The organism is Povalibacter sp., from assembly GCF_036520495.1.
Classification (GTDB): Bacteria; Pseudomonadota; Gammaproteobacteria; order Steroidobacterales; family Steroidobacteraceae; genus Steroidobacter.
On sequence record NZ_DATDJO010000061.1, the window covers coordinates 90,044 to 106,237 of the forward strand.

11 protein-coding genes are annotated in these 16,194 nt (G+C 62.9%); 7 read left to right on the forward strand and 4 right to left on the reverse strand.

Features of this window, described 5'->3' with window-relative positions; all coding sequences use genetic code 11:
- The first annotated feature begins 49 nt into the window (after positions 1-49).
- Both VIZ63_RS20935 and VIZ63_RS20940 read left to right on the forward strand, forming a co-directional pair.
- Positions 50-1,309 carry a diguanylate cyclase gene (locus VIZ63_RS20935; protein ID WP_331611733.1) on the forward strand — a complete coding sequence of 420 codons (1,260 nt, stop codon included), beginning with the start codon at positions 50-52 and terminating at the stop codon, positions 1,307-1,309.
- 218 nt (positions 1,310-1,527) lie between these two features.
- Positions 1,528-4,995, forward strand: a complete 3,468-nt coding sequence (locus VIZ63_RS20940) for a pyruvate carboxylase (RefSeq protein WP_331611734.1) — start codon at positions 1,528-1,530, stop codon at positions 4,993-4,995.
- A 219-nt stretch (positions 4,996-5,214) separates the two neighbouring features.
- Here the strand turns inward: VIZ63_RS20940 and VIZ63_RS20945 are convergent, their stop codons facing one another.
- On the reverse strand, positions 5,215-7,272 hold the full coding sequence (locus tag VIZ63_RS20945; protein WP_331611735.1) for an EAL domain-containing protein: 2,058 nt from the start codon (positions 7,270-7,272) through the stop codon (positions 5,215-5,217).
- Between the two features lie 96 nt (positions 7,273-7,368).
- Here VIZ63_RS20945 and VIZ63_RS20950 point away from each other — a divergent pair, with 96 nt between their 5' ends.
- From VIZ63_RS20950 to VIZ63_RS20960, 3 genes are all read left to right on the forward strand, one after another.
- Positions 7,369-8,916 (forward strand): PAS domain S-box protein, encoded by a 1,548-nt coding sequence (locus VIZ63_RS20950; RefSeq protein WP_331611736.1) that lies wholly within the window; start codon positions 7,369-7,371, stop codon positions 8,914-8,916.
- A gap of 3 nt (positions 8,917-8,919) precedes the next feature.
- On the forward strand, positions 8,920-9,546 hold the full coding sequence (gene fixJ / locus VIZ63_RS20955; RefSeq protein WP_331611737.1) for a response regulator FixJ: 627 nt from the start codon (positions 8,920-8,922) through the stop codon (positions 9,544-9,546).
- Positions 9,547-9,924: 378 nt separating this feature from the next.
- Positions 9,925-10,308 (forward strand): response regulator transcription factor, encoded by a 384-nt coding sequence (locus VIZ63_RS20960; protein WP_331611738.1) that lies wholly within the window; start codon positions 9,925-9,927, stop codon positions 10,306-10,308.
- A gap of 82 nt (positions 10,309-10,390) precedes the next feature.
- Here the strand turns inward: VIZ63_RS20960 and VIZ63_RS20965 are convergent, their stop codons facing one another.
- Together VIZ63_RS20965 and VIZ63_RS20970 are read right to left on the reverse strand one after the other, a co-directional pair.
- Positions 10,391-11,350 (reverse strand): DnaJ C-terminal domain-containing protein, encoded by a 960-nt coding sequence (locus VIZ63_RS20965; RefSeq protein ID WP_331611739.1) that lies wholly within the window; start codon positions 11,348-11,350, stop codon positions 10,391-10,393.
- Positions 11,351-11,459: 109 nt separating this feature from the next.
- Entirely contained in the window at positions 11,460-13,505 is a 2,046-nt protein-coding gene (locus VIZ63_RS20970; protein WP_331611740.1) for a M12 family metallo-peptidase, read from the reverse strand.
- Between the two features lie 451 nt (positions 13,506-13,956).
- On the opposite strand from VIZ63_RS20970, the gene VIZ63_RS20975 reads away from it, so the two are divergent.
- Both VIZ63_RS20975 and VIZ63_RS20980 read left to right on the forward strand, forming a co-directional pair.
- Positions 13,957-14,295 carry a P-II family nitrogen regulator gene (locus VIZ63_RS20975; protein ID WP_324315961.1) on the forward strand — a complete coding sequence of 113 codons (339 nt, stop codon included), beginning with the start codon at positions 13,957-13,959 and terminating at the stop codon, positions 14,293-14,295.
- Between the two features lie 155 nt (positions 14,296-14,450).
- Positions 14,451-15,422 carry a quinone oxidoreductase gene (locus tag VIZ63_RS20980; protein ID WP_331611742.1) on the forward strand — a complete coding sequence of 324 codons (972 nt, stop codon included), beginning with the start codon at positions 14,451-14,453 and terminating at the stop codon, positions 15,420-15,422.
- Between the two features lie 98 nt (positions 15,423-15,520).
- On the opposite strand, the gene VIZ63_RS20985 is transcribed toward VIZ63_RS20980, so the two are convergent.
- Positions 15,521-16,147 (reverse strand): glutathione S-transferase family protein, encoded by a 627-nt coding sequence (locus VIZ63_RS20985; RefSeq protein ID WP_331611743.1) that lies wholly within the window; start codon positions 16,145-16,147, stop codon positions 15,521-15,523.
- Between the last annotated feature and the right edge of the window lie 47 nt (positions 16,148-16,194).

Here is a 16,194-nt window from a genome sequence, read left to right on the forward strand (position 1 = left end):
CGCGGCGGACCGTGAGAGTCCCCAAGTCCGCGCGTTCCAAAAAAACTCCATGCGCGACCACACTCGTTCGAAGATCCCGCAATCCTCACGGACGCGCGTCCCGGCGGGTGCCCCTGTCGAGTCGCCGCATGCATTGCAATTGGAACGGGGCTTCAAAGGCCTGCGCTTCGACGCGCCGCTGGAGCACGAATTCCGCTCCGTGTTCCGCGCCGAATCGCAGCCGCAGATTCGGCGCAACCTCTGGATTGCCCTGGTCATCGTGGTGGGCTTCTCCTGGATGACCCACCTGGTGCTCGACGCCGAGGTCAACCGGCTGATGAACCAGATCCGGATCATCATGTTTGCGCCGATCCTGGGCATCGGGCTGCTGCTGGTGCGCCTGGAGCTGTATCACCGCTATTACGCGCTGGCCTGCCAGGTTCTGGCGCCAATTTTCGGCGGCGGTGTCGCGGTCCTGGCGGTCATTGCGGCGCTGCATGGCGTGAACCTGATTTCCACGGTCGTCATCATGACGATCTTCATCTACTTCATGCTCGGCATGCTCTTCACTGCGGCGCTGGTCAGCGCGCTGCTCGTCGCCGCTTCCTATCTGTTGGCCGCCACGATCGCTGGAGTGCCTGCGGCCACGATCATCGTCGACCTCGTCGTCCTGGCCTCGGCCAATGTGATCGGTGCGATGGTGCGTTACACGATGGAACGCACCAATCGCACCAATTATCTCGAAGAGCAACTGCTGATCGAGACCGCGAGCCGCGATGGGCTGACCGCTATCCACAACCGGCGCTATTTCGATGACCACATGGATTGCATCTGGCTGCAGGCCATCCGCGAGCAGGCGCCGCTTGCGTTGCTGCTGATCGATATCGACCATTTCAAGGCCTACAACGACCGTTACGGCCATCAGGCCGGCGACGAATGCCTGCGACGCGTGGCGCACTCCCTGACCCGAACCGCTCGCCGTCCGCTGGACGTGACAGCGCGTTATGGCGGCGAAGAATTTGCCATCGTGCTGTTCGATACACGGCGCGATCATGTCGAAGAACTGGCCCGCCGTATCCAGGCGGGGATCGAATCGCTCGGGATCGAGCACGCGGCTTCCCCGCAAAGCGGTCGCCTGACAGTGAGTATCGGTGCGGCCTGTGTGCAGCCACAGAACGGCCGCAGCCATTTCGGCTTCATCCAGCTGGCTGACGAGGCGCTGTACGCCGCCAAGGAACGCGGCCGCAATTGCGTCGTGGTCATGGATAGGGAATACGCTGATCTATCCACCGGCTCTTTTCGCAAATCCGCGGGCCGCAGCCGCGTCTAGGTCGTCGAGCGCGCCGTTCAGGCGCAAATGCAACAGCTTGCGGCGATATCTCGATAAGCTGGCCTTGCTCTTGCAGGAGCAGGTGCCGGACTATCATCGGCAGCTCCCCACTGCGCGTAGCGCAGTCCCAATCAATCCAGATTCCGGCAGTCCTGCCTTCCGCTCCGGCCGAGGGTGGGTGCCGCCGATCGCCTTTGGACTATTGTCTCGAGTCAGCCATGTCAGATTCATCGCCGCTTTCGCCTCGTCCCATCAAGGCCCTGCTCGTCGCCAATCGCGGCGAGATCGCCATTCGTGTCATGCGCGCCGCGGCCGAACTGGGGATTCGCACGGTGGCGATCTACTCGCAGGAGGATCGCTTTTCCCTGCATCGCATGAAGGCGGACGAGAGCTACCAGGTGGGCGCAGGCAAGGGTCCGGTCGAGGCGTATCTCGATATCGCCGACATCGTCCGTGTGGCCAGGGCCGCCAAGGTCGATGCGGTCCATCCGGGGTACGGATTCCTGTCCGAGAACCCCGAATTCGCCGAAGCCTGTGCCGCTGCGGGAATCATCTTCGTCGGTCCGACGCCCGAGATCATGCGTCGCCTCGGCAACAAGGTCATGGCGCGGAATCTGGCCGTGTCTGCCGGCGTGCCCGTCATGCCGGCGACGCCGCCGCTGCCGCGAGACGATGAGGAAATCATCCGGCTTGCGCGCCAGGTGGGATTCCCGGTGATGCTGAAGGCCAGCTGGGGCGGCGGCGGGCGCGGCATGCGCATCGTCGAACAGGAAAGCGATCTCAAGGAGATGGTCGCGACCGCACGGCGCGAAGCGAAGGCGGCATTCGGCAACGACGAGGTGTATCTGGAGAAGCTGGTGCGCCGCGCGCGTCACATCGAAGTCCAGCTGCTCGGCGACTCGCAGGGCAATCTCGTGCACCTGTTCGAGCGCGACTGCACGGTGCAGCGTCGCAATCAAAAAGTGGTCGAGCGTGCGCCAGCGACGTTCTTCACCGATGAACAGCGTCAGTCATTGTGCGAGGAAGCGCTGAAGATCGGCAGGGCGGTGCGCTATCTGAACGCCGGCACCGTCGAATTCCTGCAGGACGCCGATACGGGCAGGTTCTATTTCATCGAGGTCAATCCGCGCGTCCAGGTCGAACATACGGTCACCGAAGCCGTGACGGGCATCGACATCGTGCGGGCGCAGCTGCGTATTGCCGCGGGCGCGATCATCGGCAGCCCCGACAGCGGCGTGCCTGAGCAGAAGGACATCCGGCTGAATGGCTTCGCCATGCAGTGCCGTGTCACGACCGAGGATCCGGAGAACAACTTCACGCCGGACTATGGTCGCATCACGGCGTATCGCAGCCCGGCCGGTTTCGGCATCCGTCTGGATGCGGGCACGGCGTATGCGGGCGCGATCATCACGCGTTCCTACGACTCGCTGCTGGTGAAAGTGACGGCCTGGTCGCCCACGCCGCAGGAGACGATCGCGCGCATGCATCGCGCACTGTGGGAATTCCGGGTGCGTGGCGTGGTGACCAATCTGCGCTTCCTCGACCAGCTGATCATGCATCCGGATTTCGCGTCGGCGGAGTACACGACCAAGTTCATCGATCAGACGCCGGACCTGTTCCGCTTCCCGCGCAAGCGCGATCGCGCGACGCGACTGCTGAACTTCATCGGCGAAGTGGTCGTGAATGGCAACCCGGAGGTCAAGGGGCGGGTACGACCGGCGCGACTGGTCAATCCCAAACTGCCGCAAGTTGCACTGCCGCCGCCCGCGGCAGGCACGAAGCAACGGCTGGAAGCGCTGGGCCCGGAGAAGTTCGCGGACTGGATGCTGGAGCAGAAAGCCGTATTGCTGACCGACACGACGATGCGTGATGCGCATCAGTCGCTGCTGGCCACGCGCTTTCGCACGCGCGACATGGCTGCCATCGCGCCGCACTACGCGAGCCTGCTGCCGAACCTGTTCTCCATGGAATGCTGGGGCGGCGCGACCTTCGACGTCTCGATGCGCTTCCTCAACGAATGTCCGTGGGAGCGGCTGCACGCGCTGCGCGAAGCCATGCCAAACCTGCTCCTGCAGATGCTGCTGCGCGGCTCCAATGCGGTGGGCTACACCAACTATCCCGACAATGTCGTGCAGTACTTCGTGAGGCAGGCGGCGACCTCGGGCATCGACGTGTTCCGTGTGTTCGATTCCCTCAACTGGGTGCCGAACATGCGCGTCGCGATGGACGCCGTGCGCGACGCCGGCAAGTTGTGCGAAGCCGCGATCTGCTACACCGGCAATCTCTCCGATCCAAAACAGACCAAGTACGACCTGAAGTACTACCTCGCACTCGCGCGCGATCTGAAGGCCGCGGGTGCGCACATTCTGGGTATCAAGGACATGGCGGGGCTGTGCCAGCCGCGTGCGGCCTTCACGCTGGTCAAGGCGTTGAAGGAGGAGACCGGCCTGCCGATCCATTTCCATACGCATGACACGAGCGGCATTGCAGCTGCGAGCGTGCTGGCGGCGATCGATGCGGGTGCCGATGCGGTCGATGGCGCAATGGATTCGATGAGCGGGCTCACCTCGCAACCGAATCTCGGTTCCATCGCCGAAGCGCTGCGTCACGGTCCGCGCGATACCGGGGTCGATCTCGAGAATCTGCGAACACTGTCGTCGTACTGGGAACAGGTCCGTCGCTGTTACTCCGCATTCGAAAGCGACCTGCGATCCGGTGCCTCCGAGGTCTATGTTCACGGCATGCCCGGCGGGCAGTTCACCAACCTGCGCGAGCAGGCGCGTTCACTCGGGATCGACGACGTCCGCTGGCCCGAAGTGGCGCGCGCCTATGCACAGGTCAACGAGATGTTCGGCGATATCGTCAAAGTGACGCCGACATCGAAGGTCGTGGGCGACATGGCGCTGATGATGGTGACCAGCGGCCTGTCGGCGCAGCAGGTGCTCGATCCGCAGGCCGACATCGCCTTTCCTGAATCGGTGATCTCGCTGTTCCGCGGCGACCTGGGCCAGCCGTACGGCGGTTTTCCGCCGGCATTGCAGCAGAAGATACTGAATGGCGCCAAGCCGCTGACCGTGCGTCCGGGGGAAGTGCTGCCGCCGACCGATCTCGCCAAGGCGCGTGCCGAGGCGACCGGGAAAACCTGGCGCGAAATCACCGATGATGAGTTCGCGTCCTACCTCATGTATCCGAAGGTCTTCCTCGACTACATGCAGGCGCGACTCGAATATGGCCGGGTCAGTGTCATGCCCACGCCGCTCTTCTTCTACGGCATGGAGCCGGGCGATGAAGTCACGGTGGAGATCGAACGCGGCAAGAGCCTCATCATGCGCTTCCTCGCCACCAGCGAAAGCCACGACGATGGCACGCGCACCGTGTTCTTCGAACTCAACGGCCAGCCGCGCTCGGTCAAAGTGCCGGACCGCAGCCAGGTCGCGCTCAAGCCGCCGCGACGCAAGGCCGATCTTGCCAACGCCAATCACGTCGCTGCGCCGATGCCCGGCACGGTTGCGGCAGTGGCCGTGGCGCAGGGTGCCCACGTCGCCCGTGGCGATCTGCTGCTGACGATCGAAGCGATGAAGATGGAAACATCGGTGCGCGCCGATCGCGACGCAACCATCGCCGAGATCGTCACCCACGCGGGCGAGGCGATCGATGCGAAGGACCTGCTGGTGGTGCTGGCTTGAGGGAGCCAAGATCGGGAAGTAACCGCATAGAACGCACAGAACGCAAAGACTGAGAAATCTCTTAGGGGAAGTCTGATTAACTCCAGATCCGTCATTCCAGTTGGTCACGGTAGTGACGAATTAATCAGAGGTTCCTTAAGCAGGAGCGCCAAGGAAACAAGCAGCACTTCGGGCTGCTGTTTCCTTCGTTTGCGTTCTATGCGGTTACTCTTGAATCTCCTACGTCCCGATCTCATCGATCGGACCCGGCATGCCGACGGCGAAGCCCTGGGCGTAGTCCACGCCCAGGTCGCGCAGCTTGTCCAGCACGGCGGTGCTCTCGACGGACTCGGCCACGACTTTCTTGCCCATGACGTGACCGATGTCGGTGATGGAGCGGACCGTCTCCAGGTCGACGGGATCGGTCGTGATGTTGCCGACGAACAGACCGTCGATCTTGACGAAATCCACGCTCAGGGCCTTGAGATAAGCGAACGACGAGACGCCACTGCCGAAGTCGTCGAGGCTGAAGGCGCAGCCGAGCGCGCGCAGCCCGGCGATCAATTGATTCGCGCGCGTCAGGTTGCCGATCGCCGCCGTTTCCGCAATGTCGAAGCCGATCTTGTGCGCCGAGACATGTGTCTTGCGCAGCAACTCGCGGATGAATTCCAGCGACAGCGGATCGCCGACGGAATCGCCGGAGAGGTTCACGAACAGTCGCGCGATGCGCTCGGAGCGTTGCCGATTCGACGCCAGCCATCCCAGCGCCGCGGTGATCACCCAGCGATCGAGCCGTTGCGACAGGTTGTAACGTTCGACCGACGGCAGGAAGGCGCCGGGTGGCACGATGCGGCCCGACTCATCGCGCATGCGCAGCAGCAGTTCGTAGTTGCGTAACCCGCCAGTATTGATCACGGGCACGATGGCCTGCGCTTCGAGAAAGAACTGGTTCTCTTCGAGTGCGCGTTTCACCCGCGCGACCCACTGCACCTCGCCGTGACGCTGCGCCACGAGGGTGTCGTCCTCGCGGTAGACGTGAATGCGACTGCGCCCCTGGTCTTTCGCCGCATAGCACGCGGCATCCGCTGCCTGGAGCAACTGTGTGATGCGACGGAACGCAGCCGTCACCGGCACGACGCCGATACTGGAGCCGACCGAGAACGTGCTGTTGCCCCAGACGAACTGGTGCTGTTCGATGGCGCGCAGCAGTCCGGTGGCGACAGCCGTCGCGTCGTCGAGTGGGCAGTTGTGCAGCAACAGGCCGAACTCGTCGCCGCCGAGGCGTGCCAGTGTGTCGTTGCTGCGCACGCGTGCCTGCAGTGTCTGTCCGAGCTGCCGCAGCAGTTCATCGCCGGCCACGTGACCACAGCTGTCGTTGATGATCTTGAACTGATCGAGATCGAGGTAACAGAGAGCGTGCGTGGCGTTGTTGGCCTGTGCGGTGTCGAGCGCGCTCTGCAGGCGTGATTCGAACTCGCGTCGATTGATCAACCCGGTCAAGGCATCGTGACTGGCTTCGTAGGAGAGCTGGCGCGAGAGTTCGTGCGCCTCGGTGATGTCTGTCAGTGTGCCTTCGTAGTAGATCGCGTGTCCCTGTTCGTCGCGTACTGCACGCGAGTTCTCCAGCACGACGATACGTCGCCCATCCTTGCGGCGCAGCGTCAGTTCCGCATTCCGGATCTCCCCCGACGCCGCCATCGCCCGCATCCAGTTATCGCGATCGCCGGCGTACATGTAGAGGTCGCGAGCGATGTTGAGCTCGAGCAATTCGTCTTCGGAGGAATAACCCAGCAGCCGCACCAGCGCAGGATTCGCCGCCATGAAGTGGCCGGTCGGCGTGGTCTGAAACACGCCGGCTACCACATTCTCATACAGCTCGCGATAGCGTGTTTCCGATGCCTTCAGTGCCAACAGGGTATGCGTACGCTCCGTGGCATAGCGCAGTGCTTTGCCAAGCAGATTGCTGACGACCTGTTGCTTGATCAGGTAGTCGAGCGCGCCGCGCTCGACAGCTTCGATCCCCAGGTCCTCATCGGCCTGGCCGACGAGGACAATGACGGGATACGGCCCCGCCTTCGGTTGCAGGCGGAGAAACGTGGTGATGCCGAGGCTGTCGGGCAGGTTGAGGTCGATGACGATGACATCGATCCGCCCCTGCCGGATGCGGGCGAGCCCGGCGGCAAAGGTCTTTGCGACTTCGAGGTGGTAAGGTCCGGAGCGCAGCTCGGCGAGCTCCCCTCGAATGAGTTGCTCGTCTTCCGGGTGAGCATCGACCAGGAGAACCGTCGTGGCGTCCATGTGCGGCGAAGATTACAACGCCGGGCGACCACAGGCGACAGTAGCGGTTGCCGCGCTCCTAGCATCAAGGCCACAGTCATTGGTTAGAATCCGTGCATGACGTTACTTCGAGTCGCCGAGCCGCAGGAGGAGCGGGCCCAGCGTCTGGAACGCGAGTTCCAGGCCGTGCTCGATGCGGCAGTCGACGCGGTGGTGTTGTTCGACCACGAGGGGCGCATCGAACTGCTGAATCACGCCGGCGAGCGCATGTTCGGCTACAAGGAGGAGGACGTCGTCGGTCTCAAGGTCAACATCCTGCTGCCGGAGCCCTATCGCTCACAGCACGACGACTACCTGAGGCAGTACATCGAAGCGGGCGAGCCGCGCATCGTCGGTATCGGCCGCGAGTTGCTGGCCAAGCGGCGCGACGGCAGCGAGTTCTCGGCCGAGCTGGCCATTGGCCGCGTCCAGGGAACGGATCCGCCGCGCTTCGCCGGCTTCATCCGCGACATCACGGTGAGGCGCAATGCCGAAGAGGCCCTGCGGCGCAGCGAAGCACAGCTGACCATTGCGCAGGAGATCGCCAATCTCGGCAACTACGTGATCCACTTCGACGGCCGGTTCGAGGACTACTGGTCGCCGCATCTTTATCGGGTGCTGGGCCGGCGTTACGGCGAGCGCTACATCGGCGTTTACGAATACCTGGAACCGATGGTCCATGCGGCCGATCGCACTCGCTGGCAACAGATGCGCGGCGATCTTGCCGCCGGGGCGCGCTCGGCCGACATCGAATACCGCATCATTCATCCCGACGGCTCGCTGCGCTATGTCCACCACATTGCGCAGACAACCTATGGCCCGGACGGTCGCGCATTGCGGCAGGTCGGTACGCTGCACGATATTACCGATCGGCGACGTGCCGAAGACGAAGCGCGCCAGATGCAGGACCGCATCGCCCACTTCGGCCGCATTTCGACCATGGGTGAAATGGCCGCCGGCATTGCACACGAAGTGAACCAGCCGCTCACGGCGATCGCCACGTTCGCGCAGGCCTGCCAACGGTTGATCGCCACCGGCGATGTCGAGATGAGCGAGATCACCTATGCGCTCGATCAGATCAGCACGCAGGCACTGCGCGCTGGCGAAGTGATCCGCCGCCTGCGCAGCTTCGTGAAGAATCGCGAGGTGCGCCGTGAGCCCATGGAGGCCAACCGGCTGCTCGATGACGTACTGATGCTGGCGCAGACGGACGCCCATCATCACGGTGTACGTCTGATCCTCGAGCCGTGCGACAACCCGCCGTACGTCCAGGCCGACGCCGTCCAGATCCAACAGGTGATCCTGAACCTGGTGCGCAACAGCATCGACGCCATGCAGGAGATCGCCGAGCCGCAGCGGGAAATTCTGTTGCGCACCCAGATCGATGCCGAAGGCGACGTCGAGTTCATGGTGGCGGATCGCGGCGCAGGAGTGGCCTCGAGCGTGGCCACCGATCTGTTCAATCCATTCTTCACGACGAAGCCCGGCGGTACCGGACTCGGTCTTTCCATCAGCCGCTCCATTGTGCGCGCTCACGGCGGCAAGCTGTGGTGCAGCGCCAATCCGGGCGGCGGAGCGCGTTTTTTCTTCACGTTGCCGGCAGCGCCGGCGCCAGCAGGGAGTTGAGCGATGAGGCCAAATTCCAATAACACGCGTCCGACCATTTTCGTGGTCGACGACGATTCAGCAGTGCGCGATGCCTTGAAGCTGTTGCTGCGTTCGGTCGGTCAGGCGGTGGAGACGTACGCGTCGGGACAGGAGTTCGTCGAAGCGTACAGCGAGGATCGGCCTGGATGCCTGGTGCTCGACATCCGCATGCCGGGCATGTCAGGGCTCGAGCTGCAACAGAAGCTCAATGAGCGTCATTCCATTCTGCCGATCATCTTCATCACCGGTCACGGCGATGTGCCGATGGCCGTGGAAGCGATGCAGGCGGGCGCCGTCGACTTCATCCAGAAGCCGTTCCGCGATCAGGACCTCATCGATCGAATCAATCAGGCACTGGAGAAGGACAACAACAATCGCGCTGCGCTGGGCGAGCGCAACGACATTCGTCATCGCCTCGAAACGCTCACGCCGCGCGAACGCGAAGTGCTGGATCTCGTCGTGCATGGCAAGGCGAATAAAGTCATCGCCGGCGATCTGAAACTCAGCCAGCGAACGGTCGAAATCCATCGTGCGCGTGTCATGGAGAAAATGCAGGCATCGTCACTCGCGCATCTCGTGCGCATGGTGCTCGAAGTCGGACAGGCATGAGCAGAAAAGGATTGCCGCAAGAGACTGCAGAGATACCTGCTGCTTTTATGCGGTCTTTTGCGGCCTCTTGGATGCATCTCGTGATGCGTGATTCCGCGTGATTTCCGATTGATGCGTTGCGAGTAATGCGGCGATTGAGTTCGCTCATCATCACTTCACTTATTATTGCGGCGTTGCACTTGCGCCCACTGCGTTCGACGCCGCGTTTTGCAGATTGTTTTTAAGTACAAGTGCGAACTTCTCGAAAGGCGCCGCGCGACCAACCATAGCGCCCATGCGACCACGGCCCACAAGCGATTCCACCGCCCCCAATCCTCCCTGCGGCTCGGATGTCTCTTGCACAGTGGCCGTGGCCGCTTTTTTTCATACAGAACCTCCGTGGCCACCCGCCCCATCGTTGCCGTGATCGAAGCAGACGCGAGGGACCGCCGAACGCTTTGCTCGCTGCTCAGCTCTCTCAATGCCGAGATCCAGGATTTCGATAGCGCCGAGAGCTATCTGGCGGGACGCGACGGTGCGCTGGGCTGCCTCATCACCGAAGTCGCGTTGCCAGGAATGTCAGGTCTCGATCTGCTGCGGCTCTTGCGCGCCAACGGCACGCCCCCGCCGATCATTCTGCTCGGGGAGGAGTCCGATGTGCGTGCGGCGGTAACAGCCATGCGCGAAGGCGCTGTGGATTTCATCGAGAAGCCGCATGTCGATATCGCCATCCTGAGACGGGTGGCGTACCTGCTGGATCATCATCAGGGCCTGATGCACTGAGAGGACAAAGCGACGCGAGCGACGAAGGTCACGAAGGCGGCCTCAGATGCCAGCGTCACTTGCGTGACCCTCGCGACTTTCGTTACTTGATCAGCTCAGCGCGCGGATCGAACGGCAGTTCCTTCTGCATGCGTTCGTACAGTTCCTTCGCTTCCGCCGTGTCTGCCGGGGGCAGCACGATCTTCAGCACGACATATTGATCGCCGGGCGTCGGTCCCGGCAGACCGCGTCCGCGCAGGCGCAGCTTCTGGCCAGTCTTCGCGTTCGGCGGAATGCGCAGATCGACGGTGCCGGCGAGCGTCGGTGTCGGCACCGTGGCGCCGAGTGCCGCTTCCCATGGCGCAATGGGGAGCGTGAGCGTGAGGTCGCGTCCCTCCGCCTGATACAGGCGATGGGGTTTGAAACCGATCTCCAGATACAGGTCGCCCGCGCGTCCGCCGCCCGCGCCGGCGCTGCCCTGGCCACCCAGGCGTATCTTCTGGCCTTCGAGCACACCCGCAGGAATCGTGACCTTCAACGTGCGCGGCTTGACGACGACATGGCCTTGTTCGTCGAGCTGCGGCGCCTTGAGTTCGATGTTGCGCACGCCGCCGCGAAACGCATCCTCGATATCGATCTGGATTTTCGCTGCGTGGTCTTCACCGGTCGACGCGAAGCCGCCGCCGAAGCCACCGCCGCCGTGCTGGCTGCGAAAGGTGCTGCGCTGGCCGAAGAGCGAGGAGAAGAAGTCGCTGAAACCGGAATCCTCGCGGTCACCGCCGAAGCCGGTCGTGAATTCGAAGTCGCGACCCCAGTCGGGTGGCGGCGTGAAGTCCTGGCCCTGGCGCCAGTTGGAGCCGAGCTGGTCGTATGCCGCGCGTTTTTCCTGATCCTTGAGAACTTCGTAGGCTTCCTGCACTTCCTTGAACTTGGCCTCCGCGTTGGGTTCCTTGCTGACGTCCGGGTGATATTTGCGCGCAAGCCGGCGATAGACGCGCTTGAGTTCGTCCTGCGTGGCGTCGCGTTCGACACCCATGATCTTGTAGTAGTCCTTGTAATCCATAGCTTCGCCCGTGAAAGCGCCAGATACCTCGCAGCCGCCGAGGGGAATGTAGCGCCAGAATTGATGGCGTGGAGCGGGGATTTCAAGCCCGCGCTGGCACGGTGAGTACTCAGCCGGGACTGAGTGGCGTCCGGCGATGACGCAAACCGGCCAATGTGCCGAGGGCGGCGATCAGCAGCCAGCTACCCGAGCCGCCGCCGCCGCCTTTGCGCGCAGGGCGTGCGTCGGGCGATGGCACGACGCTGATGCTCTGCTCGGCTGCGTCGTTCCCCGCGCCTGGATCGACGTAGCTTCCGGACACCGCGGTCTTCAGGTTGGCGGCGCCGGTCGTAAGTGCGTGGAGCGTCAGGGTCCCAGTGGCTGACTGGCCGGCAGCGAGTGATGGCAAGGTGCACTGAGCCGAAGCGCCGGCAACCGAGCAGACCCCACCGGCGATTTCGCCAGCGGTGATGGTAACGCCCCCCGATACGTTCGCAGCAACGACGACCGACTCGACATCGATAGCCGACTCATTGGTGATCGTGAAGCTGGCCGTTACCGTCGTGCCCGCGACGACCGAGACGGGAGCCTGAGCGCTGACCGACACATCGGCTTCCTGCTCGATGCTCAAGGTGCCGTCGCCGACGTTATTGTCAGTTTGCCGATCGGCGGCGGCGTAAACCCGGGCCGAGATGGAATTGCTGCCGAGCACGTCGCTGCGCAATGTCATCTGGACCGTGCGGCTGCCGCTCGCCGGGATGTTGCCCATGCCGCATTGAATGCGCCCCGCTCGGCTGGTGCAGGTGCCGCCGGCAACGAATACTTCCTCGATTACGACGACGGGCGGCAGCCAGAGCGTGACGTCGCTGTCGTACGCGACCGAGCCGCCGATGTTGTTGACCGTCAGTTCCCAGTTGAAAGGCGCGCCAACGGCGTGACTGCTGGTGCCGAGATCGAGGGGAATCTGCAGATCCGGCGCCGTGAGCGGAAGCAGGCAGCTCGCGGCCTGGATGCGCGGACGGATCTGCTCGAGACTGCAATCGGAGAACGTCGTCGCGTTGGTGCTGACCGACGGCGACATCAGATGCTGGCCTTGCGGAGTGGCAGCGCATTCCTTCTCGCCATCGTGTGGCGCGCCGAAGTTGTGGCCGATTTCGTGCGCCGTCACCAGCGCATCGATCGTGACCGCGCGACTTGTCTGGGTGAGCCCGACGCCATAGCGGCTCCCGCAGAGCGAGGCGTTATAGGCGATGCCTACGGTCTGGCCGTCCAGATCGCGACCCGTGAACAGATGTGTCAGGCCGCGGGCGCGCAACACCGGTGTGCGTTGGCGCAGCAGGCCGAGTTCATCCACCAGCGTACCGGGAGTCGTCGTCGACGACAGTTGGCTCGCGACAGAGTCGTTGATATTGAAGGTCGGGATCTGGATCTCGAGCTGCAGTTGCGAGGTATAGATGCCATCGACGATGTTGATGCGGCTCAGGATCTCGTCGCGCGCCTGCCGATCGCTGGCATAGCGGGCACGGAACAGGTCGTCCGCGAGCGCAGAGAGTTCGAGGCGGAGCGCCGCGCCCGTGGCTTGCATGATGACGGGCGAGGTCTTCAGTTCCTGCAGCATCTGCGAGTACGCAGCCTTACCCGATTGCGCGCTGGGCGACGGCGCATCACTGCAGAATGTGCCGCCGGCCGGCACCTCGGTATCCGCAAGACGAAAGATGATCGTGTCGCCCGTCTCGTCCCCGGCATCGCCCAGTGCGGCTGAGGAATCCACCAGGTAGAGCTCACGACCATCCCAGAGCGCGCCGCGAATGTCCTGTGCCTTGGCGCTCATTCGTACCCAGGAACCGGGCACGTTCTCGATCACGCCCTGGTACAGCGTCAGCGCAGGACCGTCGCCCTGGTTCGAACTCGATGCCATCAATCGCTGGTTCGACTCCAGCAGCAGGCTGAAGCGACGGCCATAGGCGTCGAACTTGAGAGTGCGCAGGCTGCCCGTGGATGACTTCGCTGCGCCGGGTGGGTGGGACGCTGAGAGAGGACGGAAGGGTTCATGCGCGAGGATTCGCAGCGCGCCGACGTCGGACGTCGCGGCGGCAACCGTCATTGGCAGTGCAAGCGCGGCGCATACGACAATTTCCGGCAACCAGCCGGTAAGGCTTCCCCAGCGAACCTGCATCCCGCGCCCTTCTGAATTGAATCAGGTGACGTTGTCCCATACCGGAGCCGGATCAACAAGGAGATCCGTCGCAAAGGGCATCGGAAATACGTCAGGAAAATCAGACTGTTGCTCAACGGAGACGCAAGTCGTCCGCCTACACGCGAGGACTTGCCAGCGGCGGCACACAGCCAAGAGGCCTTGCTTGAACAGGTGATAGCGCTTGCGCTCGCACTACTATCGGGCGCGTTGCTGTGGTCGCGCTCAAAATTGGTGCGGTGTGTGTGGGATTCCGACTGCGGCCCTCTGACGCTGCTGGCCGAAACTTCGCCACTGCGCGCGGCATAAAATGTGCATTGCAAAGCCACGCTGCGGCAAGTCAGGGTATTCTGGCCACGACGCCTTAATTGCCAGCAGCGGCCGACGAAAAACCCACTTGCGTCCCGCACTCGAGACAGGAGCCACGGGGAAAATGAAACTTATCAGCGCCATCATCAAACCCTTCAAACTCGACGATGTGCGTGCCGCACTCTCGGAGATCGGTGTTTCGGGCATGACCGTCACCGAAGTGAAAGGCTTCGGGCGTCAGCGCGGACACACCGAGCTGTACCGCGGCGCCGAGTACGTCGTTGATTTCGTCCCGAAGACCCGTATCGAAGTAGCCGTCAAGGATGCGCTGGTCGATCAGGTCACCGAAGCCATCATCAATGCCGCCAAGACCGGCAAGGTCGGCGACGGCAAGATCTTCATCACCGATCTGGAGCGCGTTCTGCGTATCCGGACCGGTGAGGCGGACGATCAGGCTCTCTGATCCAATTCCGTCTGATCGCGCAGAGCGGGGGCCGCTAGCCGCCGCTCTGCGCTCCTTGCCTCGGGTCCAGCGACACCGCTGCTGAAATCCACGGCTGGACGATCAAATTGCATTGTCCCTAGACTCGTCCGGACACCATCCGAATGAGTATCTCCATGACACATGCAATCCGCTTCCACTCCTATGGCGACCCCGACGTCCTGCGTTGGGATTCTGTGGAAGTTGGCGAGCCCGGTCCGACCGAGGCCCGCATCCGGCACACCGCGGTGGGCCTGAATTTCATCGACGTGTATGAGCGCACCGGCCTGTACGCATCGCAGCTGCCGGCGATCCCGGGGCACGAAGCGGCCGGCGTGATCGAGGCGGTCGGTTCGCGCGTCAAGGATCTTGCGCCGGGCGATCGCGTCGCCTATGCGTCCGGCAGTGCCGGGGCGTATTGCCAGGCTCGCATCATGCCGGCAGAGCGGCTCGTCAAACTGCCCGCGGATATCGATGACACCAAGGCCGCTGCCGTGATGCTGAAAGGCCTGACAGTGCAGGCGTTGCTGCGACAGGTGTATCGCGTTCGTAAAAGCGACACCGTGGTGATTCATGCGGCGGCCGGCGGCGTCGGTACCATCGCCGTCCAGTGGGCCAGGCATCTTGGCGCGACCGTCGTCGCCGTCGTCGGATCAGCGGCCAAGGCGGATCTTGCCCGCTCGCTGGGAGCCGATCACACACTGCTGCTGCAGGACGATTGGGTTGCGGGCGTCAAGTCGATCACGCGCGGGCGTGGCGCCAGCGTCGTCTACGACTCCGTCGGCAAGGACACGTTCATCGGTTCTCTCGACAGCCTGCGCCCGCGCGGCATGATGGTGTCGTATGGCAACGCATCGGGTCCGGTGCCCCCGATAGCGCCGCTCGAGTTGGGCAAGCGCGGCTCGCTCTATCTGACGCGTCCTACCCTCTTTCACTTCATCGGCACCCGTAGCGCATTGCAGCGGGCGGCCAACGAGCTCTTCGATCTGATCAGCCGATCGGTGATCAGCGTGCACGTGGGGCAGACCTATCCATTGCAGGAAGCTTCCCGGGCGCATCGCGATCTGGAATCGCGACAGACCGTTGGATCGACAGTACTGCTGCCGTAGGCAAGAGAGTTGATAGCGGACAGTTGATAGTTGATAGCGAAGGGCATCGGAGGCGGAGGACCGCTTTCAACTGTCCACTGTCAACTATCAACTACTCTTCATCGTGCCGTGATCGGCACCCAGTCCGGCTGACTCGCTACCCGATCGCACCAGGCGCGCACACCCGGATACGGTTGCAGATCGAAGCCGCCTTCATGCGCGACATGTGTGTAGGCGAACAGCGAGATGTCGGCCAGCGAGTAGCGATTGCCTGCCAGATACTCGCGATCACGCAGCGTCTCTTCCAGTACGTCGAGTGCGGCGTAGCCACTTTTCTTTTTCTCGATGAGCTTTTCGCCCAGTTCGGCGCGAGTCTTGCGCAGGAAGTGAACCCAGAAGCGCACGGTGCCGATGTTCGGCTCGACGTGATATTGCTCGAAGCACATCCACTGCCACATGCACGCGCGCTCGAAGGCGTCTGCAGGGATGAGTTCCGATCCGTCCGCGAGGTAGGACACGATGGCATGGCTTTCCGGCAGAAAGCCCTTGCCTGGCACTTCCAGCACCGGGATGCGTCCGTTGGGATTCTTGGCCAGGAATTCCGGCGTGCGTGAACCGCCGTTGATGATGTCGACTTCGACCAGCTGATAGTCGATGCGCAGTTGTTTGAGGACCAGGCGGGCTTTGTAGCCGTTCCCGGAGGGCAGATAGTCATACAGGCGATACATCATTACTCCCTTGGTCAAGTCACATGGTCGTGACTTTCCGGTGCACAGCACAACACTCGCCAAGA

Excerpts from the sequence above, each read along its gene's own strand:
- VIZ63_RS20935 (WP_331611733.1), top strand. The coding sequence starts at position 50 with ATGCGCGACCACACTCGTTCGAAGATCCCGCAATCCTCACGGACGCGC.
- VIZ63_RS20940 (WP_331611734.1), top strand. The coding sequence starts at position 1,528 with ATGTCAGATTCATCGCCGCTTTCGCCTCGTCCCATCAAGGCCCTGCTC.
- VIZ63_RS20945 (WP_331611735.1), bottom strand. The coding sequence starts at position 7,272 with ATGGACGCCACGACGGTTCTCCTGGTCGATGCTCACCCGGAAGACGAG.
- VIZ63_RS20950 (WP_331611736.1), top strand. The coding sequence starts at position 7,369 with ATGACGTTACTTCGAGTCGCCGAGCCGCAGGAGGAGCGGGCCCAGCGT.
- fixJ (WP_331611737.1), top strand. The coding sequence starts at position 8,920 with ATGAGGCCAAATTCCAATAACACGCGTCCGACCATTTTCGTGGTCGAC.
- VIZ63_RS20965 (WP_331611739.1), bottom strand. The coding sequence starts at position 11,350 with ATGGATTACAAGGACTACTACAAGATCATGGGTGTCGAACGCGACGCC.
- VIZ63_RS20970 (WP_331611740.1), bottom strand. The coding sequence starts at position 13,505 with ATGCAGGTTCGCTGGGGAAGCCTTACCGGCTGGTTGCCGGAAATTGTC.
- VIZ63_RS20975 (WP_324315961.1), top strand. The coding sequence starts at position 13,957 with ATGAAACTTATCAGCGCCATCATCAAACCCTTCAAACTCGACGATGTG.
- VIZ63_RS20980 (WP_331611742.1), top strand. The coding sequence starts at position 14,451 with ATGACACATGCAATCCGCTTCCACTCCTATGGCGACCCCGACGTCCTG.